Here is a 15,281-nt window from a genome sequence, read left to right as displayed (position 1 = left end):
TGTCTGCATCATGTGCCGGTTGAGGCCCTATTCAACCGCGTAGCCATAACCTTCGATGATTGCGGTGGCCTTGTCACCCTTCAGAAAATCGAGAAAGGCCTTTGCGACATCATCATCGGCACCGGCGTTGGTCAGAACACCGTCCTGACGGATCGGCTCATAAAGCTCCGCCGGCACCACCCATTGTGAACCGCTGTCATTACCGATTACCTGCGACAGGGCAACAAAGCCCAGTTCTGCATTGCCGGTGGCGACGAACTGGAAGGTCTGCGAAATGCTGTCGCCCTGCACCAGCTTCGGCTGAAGCGCATCATAAACATTAAGTGACGTCATGGTTTCGACGGCCGCAGCCCCGTAAGGCGCGGCAGCGGGATTGGCGATGGCAAGCTTGCTGAAACTGTCGGGCGCGTTCAACACCGCGCCGTTATCGTCCACGAGGTCCGCATCTTCGCTGAACAGGACCAGCTTGCCGATGGCATAGGTGAATTCACTGCCCTCGACGGCAAAGCCTTCATCGACTGCCTTTTTCGCGCGCGCCTGATCGGCGGCCAGAAAAACGCTGAACGGTGCGCCATTGGCAATCTGGGCATAGAGCTTGCCGGTAGAGCCGAAAGACAACAGCACCGTATCGCCGGTTTCCTCCGTGAAGGCGGCTGCGATATCCTTGGCCGCATTGGTAAAGTTGGCGGCAACGGCCACATTGGTTTCGGCTGCACCGGCAAAGCCTGCAGGAAGAACAGCGAATGCGGCGGCCAACAATGCGTATACGGGTTTCATGGGGTCCTCACCTTGTTGCAATTTACGTTTTATTCCTCAGCCCAGCGCCAGAATGATCTGGGAGGCCTTGATCAGAGCCGTCATCCGTTTGCCGGGGGCAATATCCATCGCTTCCGCGCTCTTGCCGGTGATGATGGCGCACAGCGTCTTGCCGCCGCCAATATCAAGAACGACCTCGGCGTTGACGGCGCCGGGTTCCACCGACACCACCGTGCCGGAGATCCGGTTGCGGGCCGATGACACGACATTGTCGCCGCCCTCCAGCAGAATGGGTGTCGATGCCTTGATCAAGGCATAGGCTTCGACCCCGGGCTCAAGAGCGAGATTGGCAACACTTGCCTCCGTGACGATTACGGCCAGGGTGACATCGGGAGCGATTTTCAGCAGGATTTCGGCATTGACGGCGCCGTGGGACACGGCCTCGACAACGCCATGATAGCAATTGCGTGCGCTGGTTCGCATGAACGGGCTCCCAAACATGTTGTCGACGGAAAAGGCTAGGCCGGGATTGGCGGATATGACGGTTTCCAGCCGCGCCGTCACCTCACCGAGTGCTGCCGTCAGCTGCCGGTGAACGGCAAGCGCACGCCTGCCCTCCTCCGTTACTTCGGTTCCGCCGCCGCTGGCACCGCCCGCCCGTTTGACGATCAACGGCCGCGGAAACAGGTTGTTCATGGCATTCACCGCATCCCACGCGCCCTTGTAGGAAAAGCCCGTGGCCTTTGCGGCAGCCGAAATCGAACCGAGACGATCGATCTCCGCAAGAAGCCGGAAACGCGCTTCGCCCGCACGGTCGCCAGCGCTCGTTTCAAATGTCAGTGCCGGAACAAGCCTGCTCATCATCCGGTTCCTCGAACACGTTATGTAGTTAAACTGCATAACGCATCAAACGGAAAAATCAACCGTTATCGGGAAACAGTCCCTCTCAAGCAGGTGCAAAGGTATCGTGCTCAATTTACATGCAATAGTGGTTCACGACATATTTAAAACATATTTCAGGTTGCATAGAGCATCGCGATAGTGCCGCATCAGTCATAACGATACGACTTTTCCGTGAGTGAAATCGCAGTGGCCGCCGCGCAATGGAAGCGCAGCCCTGGCCCTGAGCGCGAGAGGAAAACCGATGTTCAAGCCCTTCGTCACAGGCATTGCGGTTGCAAGCCTTCTTCTCGTCCCGGTCAGCGGCTTTGCCGCCGACAACCCCACCGACACCGCCGCCATCGCCGAACAGGCGACCGTCTACGGCCTGCCGATGGTGGACCTCTACAAGCTGATGTATGATCAGGCGATCGACACGGGCAATTCGCAGTTCAAGGCGCCGTTCAACACGCTGCATAATGAATCCAACGTGTTCACACCGGCCGACACCTCCATCGTCACGCCCAACAGCGACACCCCCTACTCCGAACTGTGGATGGATCTGCGCGCCGAACCGATGGTGCTGTGCGTGCCGGAAGTTGACACGGATCGCTATTATTCGGTGATGCTGACCTCGCTCTACACCTTCAATTTCGGCTATATCGGCTCGCGCGCCACCGGCAATGACGCCGCCTGCTACGCCGTCGCCGGCCCCGACTGGAAGGGCGACACGCCGAAGGGCATCGCCAAGGTGTTCCAGTCCGAAACGGAGTTCGCGACCGCGCTTTACCGCACGCAGCTTTTCAACCCCGCCGATATCGACAACGTCCGAAAAATCCAGGCCGGCTACACGGCAGAACCGCTGTCGGCCTTTCTCGGCGCGCCCGCGCCTGCGGCCCCGCCCGCAATCGACTGGCCGAAAATCGACGATACGTCGGCGAAGGAAAATCCCCTCGGCTATCTCGCCTTCCTGCTCCAGTTCGCGCCAGCAACCGGCCCGGCCGCCGTCGAACAGCCGCTGCGGGAAAAATTCGCCAGCATTGGCCTTGAAGCCGGAAAGCCGTTCCCGCCGGCAAACACGAGCGATACCGAACGGACGGCAATCGATCAGGGCGTCAAGGCAGCCCGCGCCGACATCGCCAAGGCGATCAAGACCATGGGCAAGATTGAGAACGGCTGGAGCGTGACCACGGACGTTCAGGGCAACCGCGAAGGCTATAACGGCGACTGGGGCCTGCGCGCGGCCGTCGCCGTCACCGGCCTTCTCGCCAATGATACCGCCGAGGCGGTCTATCCGATCACCAATGTCGATATCGACCACAATAAGCTCGACGGTGCGAAATCGGCTTACACCATCACCTTCAAACCCGGCGAACTGCCGCCCGCCCACGCCTTCTGGTCCGTCACCATGTATGACGGCAAGACCCAGCACCTGGTGGCAAACCCGATCGACCGCTATCTGATCAATTCACCGATGCTGCCCGAACTGACGAAGAACGCCGACGGCTCGCTGACCCTCTACATCCAGAAGGATGCGCCGACCGACCCGGCGAAAAAGGCCAACTGGCTGCCCGCGCCTGACGGACCGTTCTACCTCGCGATGCGGATCTACTGGCCGAAACAGGCGGTTCTCGACGGCGACTGGCAACCGCCCGGCATCATCCCCCATGCCATCACCCAGAAGAGCTGACCGTACTGGCGGCCGCCACATCAAGGCGCTGTAAGATGAAAACGCCGGGCAAGCCCCGTTATGCAGGGGATGAAAAGGGGACGCGAGGACGACAAGCAAGCGAAAGGCCGGGCCGCTATTGCGTACCCGGCCTTTCCCGCTCAATCAAAGTGATAGGGTCGGAAATAATCCGATCGCAGCGCCGTCGTCACTTCCTGAACCATCGCGCCGCGGCTTTCCGCGTAGGTATCCCTGAGACCGGTCACCTGGAAGCCCAGACGCTGCTGCACCTTCAGCGAACCCGCATTTTCGGCAAACGCGCCGGAATGCAATGTGATATCGCCCTTTTCAGCGAAGAACCGCCCGACAATGGCGGATGCGGCCTCGCTCATGAAACCGCGCCCCCAGTAATATCGTCGCAGCCAGTAGCCGAGATGATAGCCGCCCTGCCGGAGCTCGATGGTGATGATGCCGATCAACACCTGATCCGCCGGCTGGGTGATGGCGAAGGCCCATTCGCGAGCGTCTCCGTTCATCGTTCCCTCAAGCCATTCAGCGGCATCTTCGAACGTGAACGGATAAGGCGGGCGCGACAACATGCGGGTCACCGAAAAATCGGAAAGCGCAGTGGCGATGACGTCCGCATCTTCCCGGCGCAACGGGCGCAGGCAAAGCCGTTCGGTGTTGATGGTCTCGGCCTGCCACTCCTGAAGATCAAGGCTCATTTCTGGCCTCCCCAGCTCTTCAGCGACATCCAGTTGCGCCGCTCCAGCCGGTACCACTCAACGGCAACCGACCCGCCGATGGCCAGCGACTGGACCATACCGGGGCCCTGAAACTGGAACCCGCACTTGTGCAGAACCCGCCGCGAACGCTCGTTGACGACCCGGCAACGCGCATCGATGTGATCGACCTCGTTACGCGTGCGGAAGACCATGTCGATCAGGACCTGGGCCGCTTCGGTGGTATAGCCCTTGCCCCAATAGGGTTCACCCAGCCAATAGCCGATTTCGACGACACTTTCGTCATCGGGGATGTTCTCTATGCCGCAGCAGCCGATGAACTCGCCGTTTTCCGCTTTCGTGATGGCATAGACGCAATTGCCAATCGCGCCCTCTTTGGTTCGCTCCACAAAAGCGGCAGCATCGTCTGTGGTGTAGGGATGCGGCATGCGCGACACCATGGTCGCGATTGCTTCGTTGTTGGCGAGATGGGCAATGGCGTCAATGTCATCTTCGTGCGGTGCTCTCAAGACGAGCCTTTGCGACAGAAGAACGGGGCAATCCCGCCTTTGCAAATCGGGCCGTAGCCGCTCCCGGTCGAGCCGGGACTGGCTCTCCCTTTGTAGTAGATCCCTTTGCATATCTCAGGTCCTTTCCTGGTTTGAAACGAAAGAAGGGAAGATGGTGGCGTCCCATCTTCCCTTCTCTTTTCAAAATCCAGGTCCGGTAACCTGAAAATCTAAGCCGGGTCGATGTGACGCCGGCTGATTTTTAAGCGGTTCCGGCTTATTCCGCTGCTTCTGCGTGTTTCGGTGCCACGGACACATACATGCGGCCATTCGCACGCGCACGGAATGTCACATTGCCTTCAATCTTGGCAAAAATGGTGTGGTCCTTGCCCATGCCGACATTGTCGCCGGGGTGCCACTTGGTGCCGCGCTGACGCACGATAATGTTGCCCGGAATGACGTTTTCGCCACCGAACTTCTTCACGCCAAGGCGCTTGGATTCTGAGTCGCGACCGTTACGCGACGAACCGCCAGCTTTTTTATGTGCCATTGGAGTTCTCCTTTAAACCTTCGAAACTTCTGCTTTTAAACAATCAACCGGCGACGATGTCGGTGATCTTGACGACCGTGACGTGCTGACGATGACCGCGCGAACGCTTGGAATTCTGACGGCGACGCTTCTTGAAGGCGATAACCTTGCGGTTACGGGCCTGCTCGACAACTTCCGCCTTGACGACAGCGCCCTTGACGAAGGGAGCGCCGATCTTGGCGTCAGCGCCTTCGCCGACAACGAGAACGTCGGAGAATTCAACCGTGGAACCTGCCTCTGCATCGAGCTTTTCGATACGAAGCGTATCCTCGGCGTTTACGCGGTACTGCTTACCGCCGGTCTTGATGACTGCGAACATATTTTTACCTTTCATGTTCTAAGTCCGGCTCTGCCCTTTTGGCGGGGCGGCCGTCTTTTTATCAGCCTGGTTAAAGCAGGGAGTTCAAAGAAAAATCTTATCAACCCGGTCTGCCGGTGAAGCTTTCCCCTGAAGGGAAAGACATTGCCCATGTCGCAAGACATACGCATCCGGCAGGGTGCATACGATGAAGCGGCGGGTAAGTCAATAAAACACATGAAAAAAGCTTGGCTTTCGCTCTTGCAAGCGCGCGCTTTGCCCGCTATGAGACACCCCGCGTCCAACGGCGCTGACCGCATGGTTCCTGGAGAGGTGGCAGAGTGGTCGAATGCACCGCACTCGAAATGCGGCATACGGGCAACCGTATCGGGGGTTCGAATCCCCCCCTCTCCGCCAGGTTTTCCTTTCAAAGCAGAAACTTAAGTGAGCTTCACCGCTCAAGTCACGCGGTTGAATTTTGCGCTGCTCGTCGGGCTTCGATCAGGGCCACACTTACGGCACGTTCATCTCACGGATCACCGCTTTCGGACGGCATCAGGATTTTAAATGGCTTGAGCAGATTCGCGGTTTTGGGAATTCCCGCCCTCGCCAGGCTGGCGAGATAATCCTCGTAGACAAGTGGCGGCTTGCCGTAGTGCTGAAAGTCCCGGTGCACCGCTTCCACGAATTCTTCCGGCGCAAGTTCGAAGAGGTCCACGAGAAAGTCGTCGGGATGTTTCGTGTGCAGTCGGTAGGCGGCGATTGCGTCTTCCGGAAAGTCCTTTTCATTGAAGGTGACGATGACATTGGCGCGGGTGACAATGGCCGCAGCCAGAACGTGCCGGTCATTCTCATCCGGGAGCGCGAGGGCCGGAATCAGCCCCTCATATCCTTCGACGAGGCAATCGGGCACGGCTGCGTTCATGAGCGCGCGTGTCCGATCGAGATCCTCCGGCTTCAGATCGTTGCGATTCTTGAGCAGATTTCCGATCCATTCGTCATGGATGTCGTCTGACCAGCGCGCGCGGAAGACTTTCGTTTGGGCGATATAGAGCACGAGGCTGCGAAGCCGCGCGCCGTAAAAGACATTCGCGTCGATAAAGGCCGTGAATGTCGAAATCATTCCAAGCCCAGCCGTTGGGCGTCCGCATTCAGCTCGTCGAGCGCCTTCAACTGGTCAGACTTGCAGACTTGCTCATAAGCAACGAGGTCGCCGAAACGTATCCGCCGATGGCTTCCAACCTTGCGGAAGGCGAGTTTGCCGCCTTCAAGTTGGCGCACGAGATAAGGTCGCGACACATTAAGAAAGTCAGCGGCCTGCTGCGTGGTCAGTTCCGCCTCATGCGGAATGAGCGATACCGGCGTTCTGTTCGCCATGGCCTCGAGAATCTCGTAGATCATTGCGACGGCACGCGCGGGAAGCGGAACGATGATTTTTGTATCATCGGCCCCGTCTACCGTGATCTTGATATCTTCTTCTGCCTTGGCGACAGCCTTCATCCTATCGGCCGCACTGCGTGCGATGACGGCCTCCGCTTCGTCAGCGACGAATGGCTCACGGGTCTGGTCAATAAGAGCAAGCATTTGAGCCTCCTTGATGAGGTAGGGTGCGTTCCTGGCTTTATAGCAGAAGGCTGCCAAGCCGTCACCATTATTCGAAATAAACGAAATAAGAAAAATAAACGAAAAGGCAAGGGCGTCCTTGGCTCCCCGTCACCGGCATCCTACGCGTGATCTCAGATAGATAACCCGGAGATCACGATGGCGACAATACGCAAGCTCAGAGGGCGCTGGCAGGCACAGGTGCGCCGTCGCGGGCTGAAGCCGCGCTGCAAATCCTTTGACAGCAAGGCGGACGCGGAGAAGTGGGCGCGTGATCTCGAAGCCCAGGTCGACAGGTTCGGTGCCGCGCCAGATACACAGCTGCTTGAGGTAACCACGCTCGGCAATCTGCTCGAACGCTATCAGCGCGAAGTGTCGCCGACCAAGCGCGGTGCCGTGCAAGAGGTCCAGCGCATTGATGTCCTGCGCCGCCATGACCTTGCCTACCGGACACTCATTGGACTGTCGCAGCAGGATATTGCGTCCTTTCGCGATGAGCGGCTTGCGAGCGTCGCACCATCCACTGTCGTGCGGGAGCTGGCGATCCTCAGCCACGTCATTGAGGTCGCTATCCGCGATTGGGGCTATCCGCTGAGCCGCAACGTGGTGAAGTTGGTGCGTCGTCCGGTGATCCGCAACGAACGCAGCCGTCGCCTGAAACGCGATGAAGAACAGCGGCTGCTCGCTGGCTGTGACGCCGGACAGATCCCGTTCTTCAAGACGCTGATCATTGTCGCCATCGAGACCGGGATGCGCCGTGGCGAACTGCTCGGGCTTCAGTGGGACGACATCTCTCACAATCGCCGGGTGATCACGCTGCACATAACCAAGAACGGCTCGGGCCGCGAGGTGCCGCTATCGCAGCGCGCTTTTGACGCGCTGATGGCTTGGAAGGCAGAGTGCGACGCCGATCAGTCTGCCGTGTTTCCCACGACGCCCGGCGCACTGGAACAAGCATGGCGCCGGCTTCTGAAGCGCACAGGTATCGACGGGCTGCGATTCCACGATCTCCGCCACGAGGGCGTCAGCCGGTTGTTCGAGCGCGGTTTGAACATGATCGAGGTATCGAGCATCTCCGGACACAAGGAGCTGCGCATGTTGAAGCGCTATACCCATCTGAGTGCCGACGATCTGGTCAGTCGTCTCGGGTGACGGCGAAGCGAGAGCAAGCTTTACATGCGCGGCCGAATAAGCGCTCCTGTGTCAAGGTTCGGCCAGAAACAGCGCCCAATAGTTGTGTTCGGACGGGCAAGTGTAAACGTGTGTATCACCAGATATGCTACCTAAAGTGGAATACCCTAACCCAAGCTTTCCATTACCTTTACATATTCAGCCGAAAACGCGTTTTTTGCTCTCGATGTAAAGCTTCGCCTGCATTGTAGAGTTGTGTTGACCTGGGTGCGCCGCGAACTTCCCGGACGATGAGCCTCATATTGGTGGAGTTTCGTCTCCATTACGTAGATTGATCTATGTCGGCGCAGAAGATGACGCCTGAAGCCCTTTTATGCCAAAGACGAAAGTGTTTCCGCGTCGAGCTGGGGGAAGGCACCGCTGTGGTCAATCGGCAAGCCATCACCCTTGTATTTTGCAAGCCCGGAGGCTGCTGCAGAGCTTCGTAAGCGGTGCGTTGCCAATAGCTCCAGACATCGTCGGCGCTTGAATTCTGACGCGCCGACCTTCCGTTGTCTCCAGCTCGGTGCCGAGACCCCTCCTCCATGGAGTAGATTGATCTATCATCGACGACGTTCCGGCGAAGATCGAAGTCCTAGAAATGTTCAAGTGCGCTGATGGGGATGGCTCCAGTCCCGGCGATGGTCTCACTATCAATCCTCCCATGTCGGAAAGACCCAAGCTTTATTCGCCGGTCGTCTCTGTCATCTCCGTGCTCATGCCGACATCCTCGTTTTCTCCAAAAGCGGGGTGTGACTGCTGCGTTCCGACCGCCGCATAGAACACAAGACGCAGATGCTTTTCCTCGTCCACAACGAAAGATGAATGATCGAAAGCGACCGGACCCTGATCTTCGATCATAAAAGTCCTGCGCCCCTCGCAGCGTCCATGCACGTCATGCCGGTTCCAAAGGGATTTGAACAAGGGAGAAATCCGCTCCAACCCATCGACCAGCTCGACCATGCTCTCATCCTCTGGCGCCTGGGCAAAATCCCGGCGAAAGCTTGCCAACACCTGCGAAGCCTGAACAGACCATTCCACGATCCGGCTGTTGAGCCGATCATCGGCAAACAGCATCCAGAGCATGTTCCGTTCAGCAGGATCGCGCTGCTCGAACCCGAAAAGCCGTGCGGCCGCGTCGTTCCACCCGATGACATCCCACCGCAGGTTCAGCACATAGGATGGGCGCAAGGTGAGGTCATCGAGCAATCGTCGCACCAGTGGCGGCAATTCGCACCATGCCTGTCCGGCCATGGCGGGCGGGCGTTGATGCGCGAGCAGAAACAGGTGCCGCCGCTCGATTTCATCCAGCTTCAGAACGCGGGACACATTGTCGAGGAAGGTCGAGGACACCTTGATGGCGCGGCCCTGTTCCAACCAGGTATACCAGGTGATGCCGACACCCGCGAGCGCGGCGACTTCCTCGCGGCGAAGCCCCGGCGTTCGCCGTCGTTTTCCGACCGGCAGACCGACATCGAGTGGTGAAAGGCTCTCCCGTCGCCGCCGTAAAAAGTCCGCCAGTTCGGAACGGGTGCGATCCAGTCGGTTGTCCAGCGTATCGCTCATAGTAACACCATAATTTGTTCTATAGTAACAGGCTAAGTCATGTGCAAAGCAACTTCAAGAAAATTGGAGTTGCCATGACCGTCGATCATTCGCCTACCGTGTCCCATCCCTCTCAGACCGCCCCGAAATCACAACCCTCGGCGCTTGCGCTGACCATTCTGCTGCTTGGCGGGTTCATCACCGTTTTTGACCTGTTCGTGGTCAATGTCGCCATACCCTCGATCCAGGCCGATCTCGGCGCGAGCTTCGCCGAAATTGGCTTTGTCATTGCCGGATATGAATTGGCCTTCGGCGTTCTGCTGATCGCGGGCGGGCGGCTTGGCGATCGACATGGACGCTGCCGCCTGTTCGCGCTCGGCATGGCCGGCTTTGCCGTCACATCGCTACTTTGCGGCCTCGCACCCGACGCCACGAGCCTGATCGTCGCCCGCCTTCTGCAGGGGGCGACCGGCGCTATCCTGTTTCCGCAGGTCTACGCGCTGCTGCGTGTCATGTATGACGATGCGGGCCGTCGCCGGGCCTTTGGTCTTCTCGGTATGACGTTGGGACTAGCGGCCATTGCCGGTCAGGTCTTTGGCGGACTTATCGTTGAAAGCGATCTGTTCGGCCTCGGCTGGCGGATTATCTTCCTGATCAATCTGCCAATAGGCATCATCGCGCTGCTGTCGGCGCGGATCATCCCGGAATCGCGGTCTTCCGAAGCCATGGGCGTCGATTGGCCGGGGATCGGACTGGCGACAGCCGGCCTGTTGCTCCTGCTTCTGCCGCTGCTCGAAGGCCCGAATACCGGCTGGCCGCTCTGGACATGGGCCAGTATGACAGGCTCACTCGTGGTGCTGGCGGCATTCCTCATTTGGGAGCATCTGGTTGCAAGCGGCGGCGGCGATCCCGCCATTGATCTGACCTTGTTCCGCAACATCGGATTCTCTGCCGGGTCTCTTGTGGTGCTGCTGATCTATTCGACATCGACATCCCTGTTCCTGTGCTTCGCCTTGCTGGTGCAATCCGGCATCGGCCTGACGCCGTTTGCAGCCGGCACGCTGTTTGCCCCGGCAAGCGTCGGCTTTGTGGTTGCCTCGCTGGTCGCCCCGAAGCTGGTGGCGCGTTTCGGAAACATGGCCATCGCCGGCGGTGCGCTGATCTATGCTGCCGGAATCGGCTGGTTGATCGTGACTGCCGCCGGCCTCGGTGAGGAAGCCAAAACCTCCGCGCTTCTGCCGCCGCTGATATTGTTCGGTTTCGGTCAGGGCCTTTCGATGACGCCGCTGCTCAATCTCGTTATCGGCTACGTCGAGGAAAACCATGCCGGAATGGCAGCGGGCTTCATCTCCACCATGCAACAGGTGGGCGGTGCCTTTGGCGTTTCCGTTGTCGGCATATTCTTCGTTGGAATTCTCGCCAGCGATGCCAGCGAGGGCATAAGCCGAGCGACCCGCTACGCAGACGCCTTCTCCGGCGCAATGATCTACAATCTTGCCGCAGTCCTCCTTGCCGCCGCGCTCATCACCTTAATCGTGCGCATGAGACGCACTGGTCAGTAGCGTCACGACGGAAATCCGCGCAACAGAAGCCGACGGCAAACAAGGCGAATGGAGATATCCGCCGTGTCACACGCAAACAGCTAGAGGCTTGCACTGGCTGGCTCCCTCATCGCCGCAGTTCCGCTTAGCAGGACCTAAAGCCGCGCACACCGACACGCAACCTTGAGCGATCACCGGACATGTATCTGGAATTCCGCGGCGGTTATGGGAGCACTAACCGCGGTCGATAGCCTTATCAATCTCGTTCAAATACAGATGCAGACGCACTCGCCTTCGGCTCCCTGCGCGGCCCTTCGGGCCTTGCCGTCTCGCTCCGCGAGCCGTCCGTGTTCTATCTGTATCGAGTGAACGCAAACCATAACCCATAGAAAGCAAAATCAAACTGTGGAAATAGGACTTATCCCCCACCACGACAACAGCATATAAGAACCAACCAGATAAAGGTTGGTAGCTGCGTTCGCGGCGGGGATTTCTGCGTATAACAGGTGGTGAAGAGTTCCGGCTAGTTAGGCCCGCTAGGCGGCTTCCATTTACCTAGCAGCACTCCGATATCCTGCCCTTGCGGGCAAAGCGGTTATGATCCGAAGATCATGCGCCACGTTCGACTTTCCTCCAATCGACATGTGGCCGGACGTTGTGGCTGACACATTGCGTCCGTCTTTTACGGCATCCATTTTCACGGTGGCCCGTGCGGCGATAACCTGATCAGAGCGTCCAGCGCTTAGCTGGGGAGCTGTTGACCCGATCTTCCGATCGTCTCTGGCTGACTGATGGTGCCGGTCTAGGTCCCGGTGTCACCCTTTCGCTTATTGCCAGTATGCTGCTCTTGGAGCTAACAACGATCCAAGATGAGCCGCGAAAAGATTGACAAAATAGGAAAATAAACCTACAAGTAATACATCGTCTTCCCACGGCGATTTTGCATTCCCCGGCGTCAAAAAAGCGCCGGGGAATGCATATCTGTTATAGCAGAAAAATCGAGTAAGTTAAAACTTACTTTTTGGATGGGGCGAAAATTCTGACCGGTGTTGTTTTAATAATCGAGAGAGCGTCCGGGGATGGATGCCATAGCTCGCTGCCACTTCGGTGATAGGCTTCTTTGCTGCGATAGTGGCGCGTGCCTCTTTCAGCTGTTCAGCACTCAATGCAGGTCTTCTCCCGATACGGCTTCCTCTGGCGCGCGCTGCAGCCATTCCGGCACGGGTGCGTTCGCTCACCAATGAACGTTCGAATTCGGCCATCGAGGCAAGCAGGTGAAAAAGCAATCGTCCGCCGGATGTGCTGGTGTCGATGCTTTCGCTGAGAGAGCGAAATTCGACGTCGCGCTCATCCAGCTCTTGCACAAGCCGGATCAGTTCGAACAGCGAGCGCCCGAGACGATCCAGCCGCCACACGGTGAGACGGTCGCCGGGTTGTAGCTTCTTCAGCAGTTTGGTCAGTCCCGGTCGTGCGAAATCAGCGCCAGAAACGCCTTGGTCGGTGAATACTCTCCGACACCCGGCTGCGGTCAGCGCTGCCTGTTGCAGGTCAAGGTTCTGCTCCGTCGTGCTCACCCGTGCATATCCGAAATCGCTCATCGTCGCCCTTAGAGCCTCCTGCGAAAAACTGTTCGTGCCTTCCCGATTTTATCCGGTAAGGGATTGATTTAAAGGAACCTTTTTGTGCTTTCGTGGATTATCTGTGAGCCGTGCATGCCGAGTGAAGGATATCAGCAGGTTAGCGCGGCAACGATTTAGGCATGGCCTTGATCGCAAAACGGTTCCCTTTTGTGCGCTCTTACGCAACGGAACTCACCGCATGAAATCGCTATATTCGATCGTCTTCAGCCTTTGCCTTGCAACGCCTGCCATCGCCAATGATCAACTCAATAGTGACGTGAAGAGGATGGCTGGTTTTGCCGGCGATCTCAGGGTGCTCTCAGAAAATTGCGAGGTCTTCGTCGACCCGCTGAACGGTGTGCACATTGCCGAAGCGCTTATCTCCGTGCCCAACATCGACATGGAAGCGGTCCTGGCATTGATTGACGACGAATATGAGAAGTCAGCCCACTACACCGGTTCCGTCTGCTACCCTGAAGATGGCGAGCGGATCGAGCGGTTGAAACGTCTCTACATCTCTGAACTTAACTCTCTGAAGCAATCGGTCGCCAGAGGCGATTATGAGTGAGGCGCGTCTTTCATGGCGATAGCCGCAACTGATTCGGGGACGACGATCATATTTCCCTTCGATACACCGTGAAAGAATAGAAAAAATATTGATTAAAAATCAACTGGATAGCTTGATCTCAAAATAATCCTTTTGAAAAGTAACAGAAATTGCGACTTATGGGACGTCCCACTAACAAAAAGGGACGTCCCCATGACCGTTTTCACCGTATCCTGCGAATCGTTCACTGAGCGTGCATTTCGTCGCCATATAACGGAGCTGTTTGATCGCCCTCGCGTGCGCGGTCTTGTCTTGCAGGCACCCTTTCATGTGGTTGAATACTTGAATTCGCCTGCTGGTTTGATCGTGCTTGCCCACCATAACACCGTCGATGGTCAGATTGATGGGATTCATCCTGCAACGTTGAGTGATAGTATTGATCGGCCGGTAAATATTATCGAGCCTCTCAAAGATACGGGCAAAAAGTATAACGTTCACTACATGACTCGTAGATCTCAGGGGCCGCTTATGCTTCGCGCCTTTGGACGGATGATTGATCAGGGCGCTCCCGAGGCCCCTCGTGTTAAGACCGATACCAACTTCACCTTGGAAATATTCTCTCTTGCAGGTAACCCCATTGTGGCGGCCTTCGAAGAAGGGATCGATAGGGTGCATGTTATTCAGCTCATCGAAAGTGGCGAACTGGAAATCGCGGAAGCATAACGGTCACACTGCGCGCTGCCGGCCTCGCCGAACTTGTTCGGCGAGGCCTGGTTAGCTACGTTCTATTGTTTGGCGATGGGGAATTGAAAAGAATCCACTTTTCAAGCTGCCCGATTGTATGTGGCTGAAGCCGGGTGCCACGCAAAAGAGCTATTCCCAGAGATGTGTCGAGCCAAGAGAAGCCCATTTCGAACATCACCTCGCCAACAATGAGGCGCCGGTCAAGCCAAATCGCTCAGGTGAGTCACAGGCGCGTTTGGCATGGTGACTGCTGTATTGCAACGCTCAGCGCTGCCGCGCCAGCTGGTGAGCTTCTGTGAGTCAATGGTGACGCTTTGGGGGCACAGCGCGAGCACCGTTCCTCAGTCCGTCTTATCGGGGACGATCTTTTCCCAGCCCAGCATGTGCTCGTTCGTATCGAGCCATGCCTTGCGTTCTTTCCAGTCGGGCAGGATGCTGCCGACGAGGTCCCAGAATTCCGGTTCGTGGTTACGGTGCTTTAGGTGGCACATTTCGTGGACGACGGCGTATTCGAGAACCGGTTTTGGCGCGAAGATGAGGTGCCAGTTGAGATTGATCTGCCTGTCTTGTCCGCAGCTGCCCCACATGTGTTTCTGGTCTTTGATGACGATGCCGCGCGGCTTCAGGCCATGTCGATCGCCGTGACGACGCGCGAACTCATGGGCATCATCACGGATGCGCCGTCTCAGCCACAGCCTCAAGGCGCTTTCGATAAGACTGTCGGCTGACGCTGGAGCAAGATCGCGCGGTGTCAGGATGCGGAAGCCGTTGCGGAAGCTGATTTCGACGAGTGCGCCATCGAACGGCTCGACGTGAAGTTTTGTCATGCGTCCGCGATAGGGCACCTTGGCTCCGGTGACGAACTGATAGACACGAGGTTGCGCTCTGGCGCGCACCTCCATGTGCTGCAAGGTTTCGATAATCCAGCCACGGCGGCGCTCCAGCACCGCGTTGATTTGCGCATCGGTAGCACTCTCGGGAACGAGCAATTCGAATGCCTGCAGCGTGACGCTCAGGTTTGCCTTGCTCGCTCGGGCAGAGCGCCGCACCGTATACTCTATTTCGCGCTCGCCAATACGAAAAACGGGCAT

General features: G+C 57.6%; 16 protein-coding genes and 1 tRNA gene. 6 read left to right on the top strand and 11 right to left on the bottom strand.

Annotated elements, in window-relative coordinates; translation table 11 throughout:
- Positions 1-27: 27 nt before the first annotated feature.
- Entirely contained in the window at positions 28-777 is a 750-nt protein-coding gene (gene modA, locus ACHZCU_RS12380) for a molybdate ABC transporter substrate-binding protein (protein ID WP_319519011.1), read from the bottom strand.
- 36 nt (positions 778-813) lie between these two features.
- Positions 814-1,617, bottom strand: a complete 804-nt coding sequence (locus ACHZCU_RS12375; protein WP_319519010.1) for a TOBE domain-containing protein — start codon at positions 1,615-1,617, stop codon at positions 814-816.
- Positions 1,618-1,900: 283 nt separating this feature from the next.
- Here ACHZCU_RS12375 and ACHZCU_RS12370 point away from each other — a divergent pair, with 283 nt between their 5' ends.
- Positions 1,901-3,325, top strand: a complete 1,425-nt coding sequence (locus tag ACHZCU_RS12370) for a DUF1254 domain-containing protein (RefSeq protein ID WP_319519009.1) — start codon at positions 1,901-1,903, stop codon at positions 3,323-3,325.
- A gap of 140 nt (positions 3,326-3,465) precedes the next feature.
- Here ACHZCU_RS12370 and ACHZCU_RS12365 read toward each other — a convergent pair whose 3' ends face one another.
- From ACHZCU_RS12365 to rplU, 4 genes are all read right to left on the bottom strand, one after another.
- Positions 3,466-4,029, bottom strand: a complete 564-nt coding sequence (locus ACHZCU_RS12365; RefSeq protein ID WP_106302833.1) for a GNAT family N-acetyltransferase — start codon at positions 4,027-4,029, stop codon at positions 3,466-3,468.
- Positions 4,026-4,667 (bottom strand): GNAT family N-acetyltransferase, encoded by a 642-nt coding sequence (locus tag ACHZCU_RS12360; protein ID WP_106302836.1) that lies wholly within the window; start codon positions 4,665-4,667, stop codon positions 4,026-4,028. Before ACHZCU_RS12360 ends, ACHZCU_RS12365 begins: the two co-directional genes overlap by 4 nt.
- 145 nt (positions 4,668-4,812) lie before the next feature.
- A complete protein-coding gene (gene rpmA, locus ACHZCU_RS12355) occupies positions 4,813-5,085 on the bottom strand; it encodes a 50S ribosomal protein L27 (protein ID WP_106302839.1) in 273 nt (90 codons plus the stop codon).
- A 43-nt stretch (positions 5,086-5,128) separates the two neighbouring features.
- A complete protein-coding gene (gene rplU / locus ACHZCU_RS12350) occupies positions 5,129-5,443 on the bottom strand; it encodes a 50S ribosomal protein L21 (RefSeq protein WP_106302842.1) in 315 nt (104 codons plus the stop codon).
- Positions 5,444-5,749: 306 nt separating this feature from the next.
- Between rplU and ACHZCU_RS12345 the strand changes: the two genes are divergently transcribed.
- A tRNA-Ser gene (locus ACHZCU_RS12345) sits at positions 5,750-5,839 on the top strand.
- 112 nt (positions 5,840-5,951) lie between these two features.
- Here the strand turns inward: ACHZCU_RS12345 and ACHZCU_RS12340 are convergent.
- Positions 5,952-6,545, bottom strand: coding sequence for a PIN domain-containing protein (locus ACHZCU_RS12340; protein ID WP_319519008.1), 594 nt, complete (start codon positions 6,543-6,545; stop codon positions 5,952-5,954).
- Positions 6,542-7,006: an excisionase family DNA-binding protein gene (locus tag ACHZCU_RS12335; protein WP_319519007.1), complete on the bottom strand. Its 465-nt coding sequence runs from the start codon at positions 7,004-7,006 to the stop codon at positions 6,542-6,544. Before ACHZCU_RS12335 ends, ACHZCU_RS12340 begins: the two co-directional genes overlap by 4 nt.
- A gap of 177 nt (positions 7,007-7,183) precedes the next feature.
- On the opposite strand from ACHZCU_RS12335, the gene ACHZCU_RS12330 reads away from it, so the two are divergent.
- Positions 7,184-8,176: a site-specific integrase gene (locus ACHZCU_RS12330; protein WP_319519006.1), complete on the top strand. Its 993-nt coding sequence runs from the start codon at positions 7,184-7,186 to the stop codon at positions 8,174-8,176.
- Between the two features lie 702 nt (positions 8,177-8,878).
- Here ACHZCU_RS12330 and ACHZCU_RS12325 read toward each other — a convergent pair.
- A complete protein-coding gene (locus ACHZCU_RS12325) occupies positions 8,879-9,760 on the bottom strand; it encodes a helix-turn-helix transcriptional regulator (protein ID WP_319519005.1) in 882 nt (293 codons plus the stop codon).
- A gap of 74 nt (positions 9,761-9,834) precedes the next feature.
- On the opposite strand from ACHZCU_RS12325, the gene ACHZCU_RS12320 reads away from it, so the two are divergent.
- Complete coding sequence (locus ACHZCU_RS12320; RefSeq protein ID WP_319519004.1) at positions 9,835-11,301, top strand: MFS transporter; 1,467 nt, start codon at positions 9,835-9,837, stop codon at positions 11,299-11,301.
- Between the two features lie 986 nt (positions 11,302-12,287).
- On the opposite strand, the gene ACHZCU_RS12315 is transcribed toward ACHZCU_RS12320, so the two are convergent.
- Positions 12,288-12,878 carry a recombinase family protein gene (locus ACHZCU_RS12315; RefSeq protein ID WP_319519003.1) on the bottom strand — a complete coding sequence of 197 codons (591 nt, stop codon included), beginning with the start codon at positions 12,876-12,878 and terminating at the stop codon, positions 12,288-12,290.
- 220 nt (positions 12,879-13,098) lie between these two features.
- On the opposite strand from ACHZCU_RS12315, the gene ACHZCU_RS12310 reads away from it, so the two are divergent.
- Together ACHZCU_RS12310 and ACHZCU_RS12305 are read left to right on the top strand one after the other, a co-directional pair.
- On the top strand, positions 13,099-13,467 hold the full coding sequence (locus tag ACHZCU_RS12310; protein WP_319519002.1) for a hypothetical protein: 369 nt from the start codon (positions 13,099-13,101) through the stop codon (positions 13,465-13,467).
- A 192-nt stretch (positions 13,468-13,659) separates the two neighbouring features.
- The gene (locus ACHZCU_RS12305) at positions 13,660-14,169 is read left to right on the top strand and encodes a hypothetical protein (RefSeq protein WP_319519001.1); all 510 of its coding nucleotides are present in this window, start codon (positions 13,660-13,662) and stop codon (positions 14,167-14,169) included.
- A gap of 362 nt (positions 14,170-14,531) precedes the next feature.
- Here ACHZCU_RS12305 and ACHZCU_RS12300 read toward each other — a convergent pair whose 3' ends face one another.
- Complete coding sequence (locus ACHZCU_RS12300; RefSeq protein ID WP_319519000.1) at positions 14,532-15,281, bottom strand: SprT family zinc-dependent metalloprotease; 750 nt, start codon at positions 15,279-15,281, stop codon at positions 14,532-14,534.

The organism is uncultured Martelella sp., assembly GCF_963677965.2.
Taxonomy (GTDB): Bacteria; Pseudomonadota; Alphaproteobacteria; order Rhizobiales; family Rhizobiaceae; genus Martelella; species Martelella mangrovi.
This window is presented reverse-complemented; position numbering and strand designations above follow the sequence as displayed.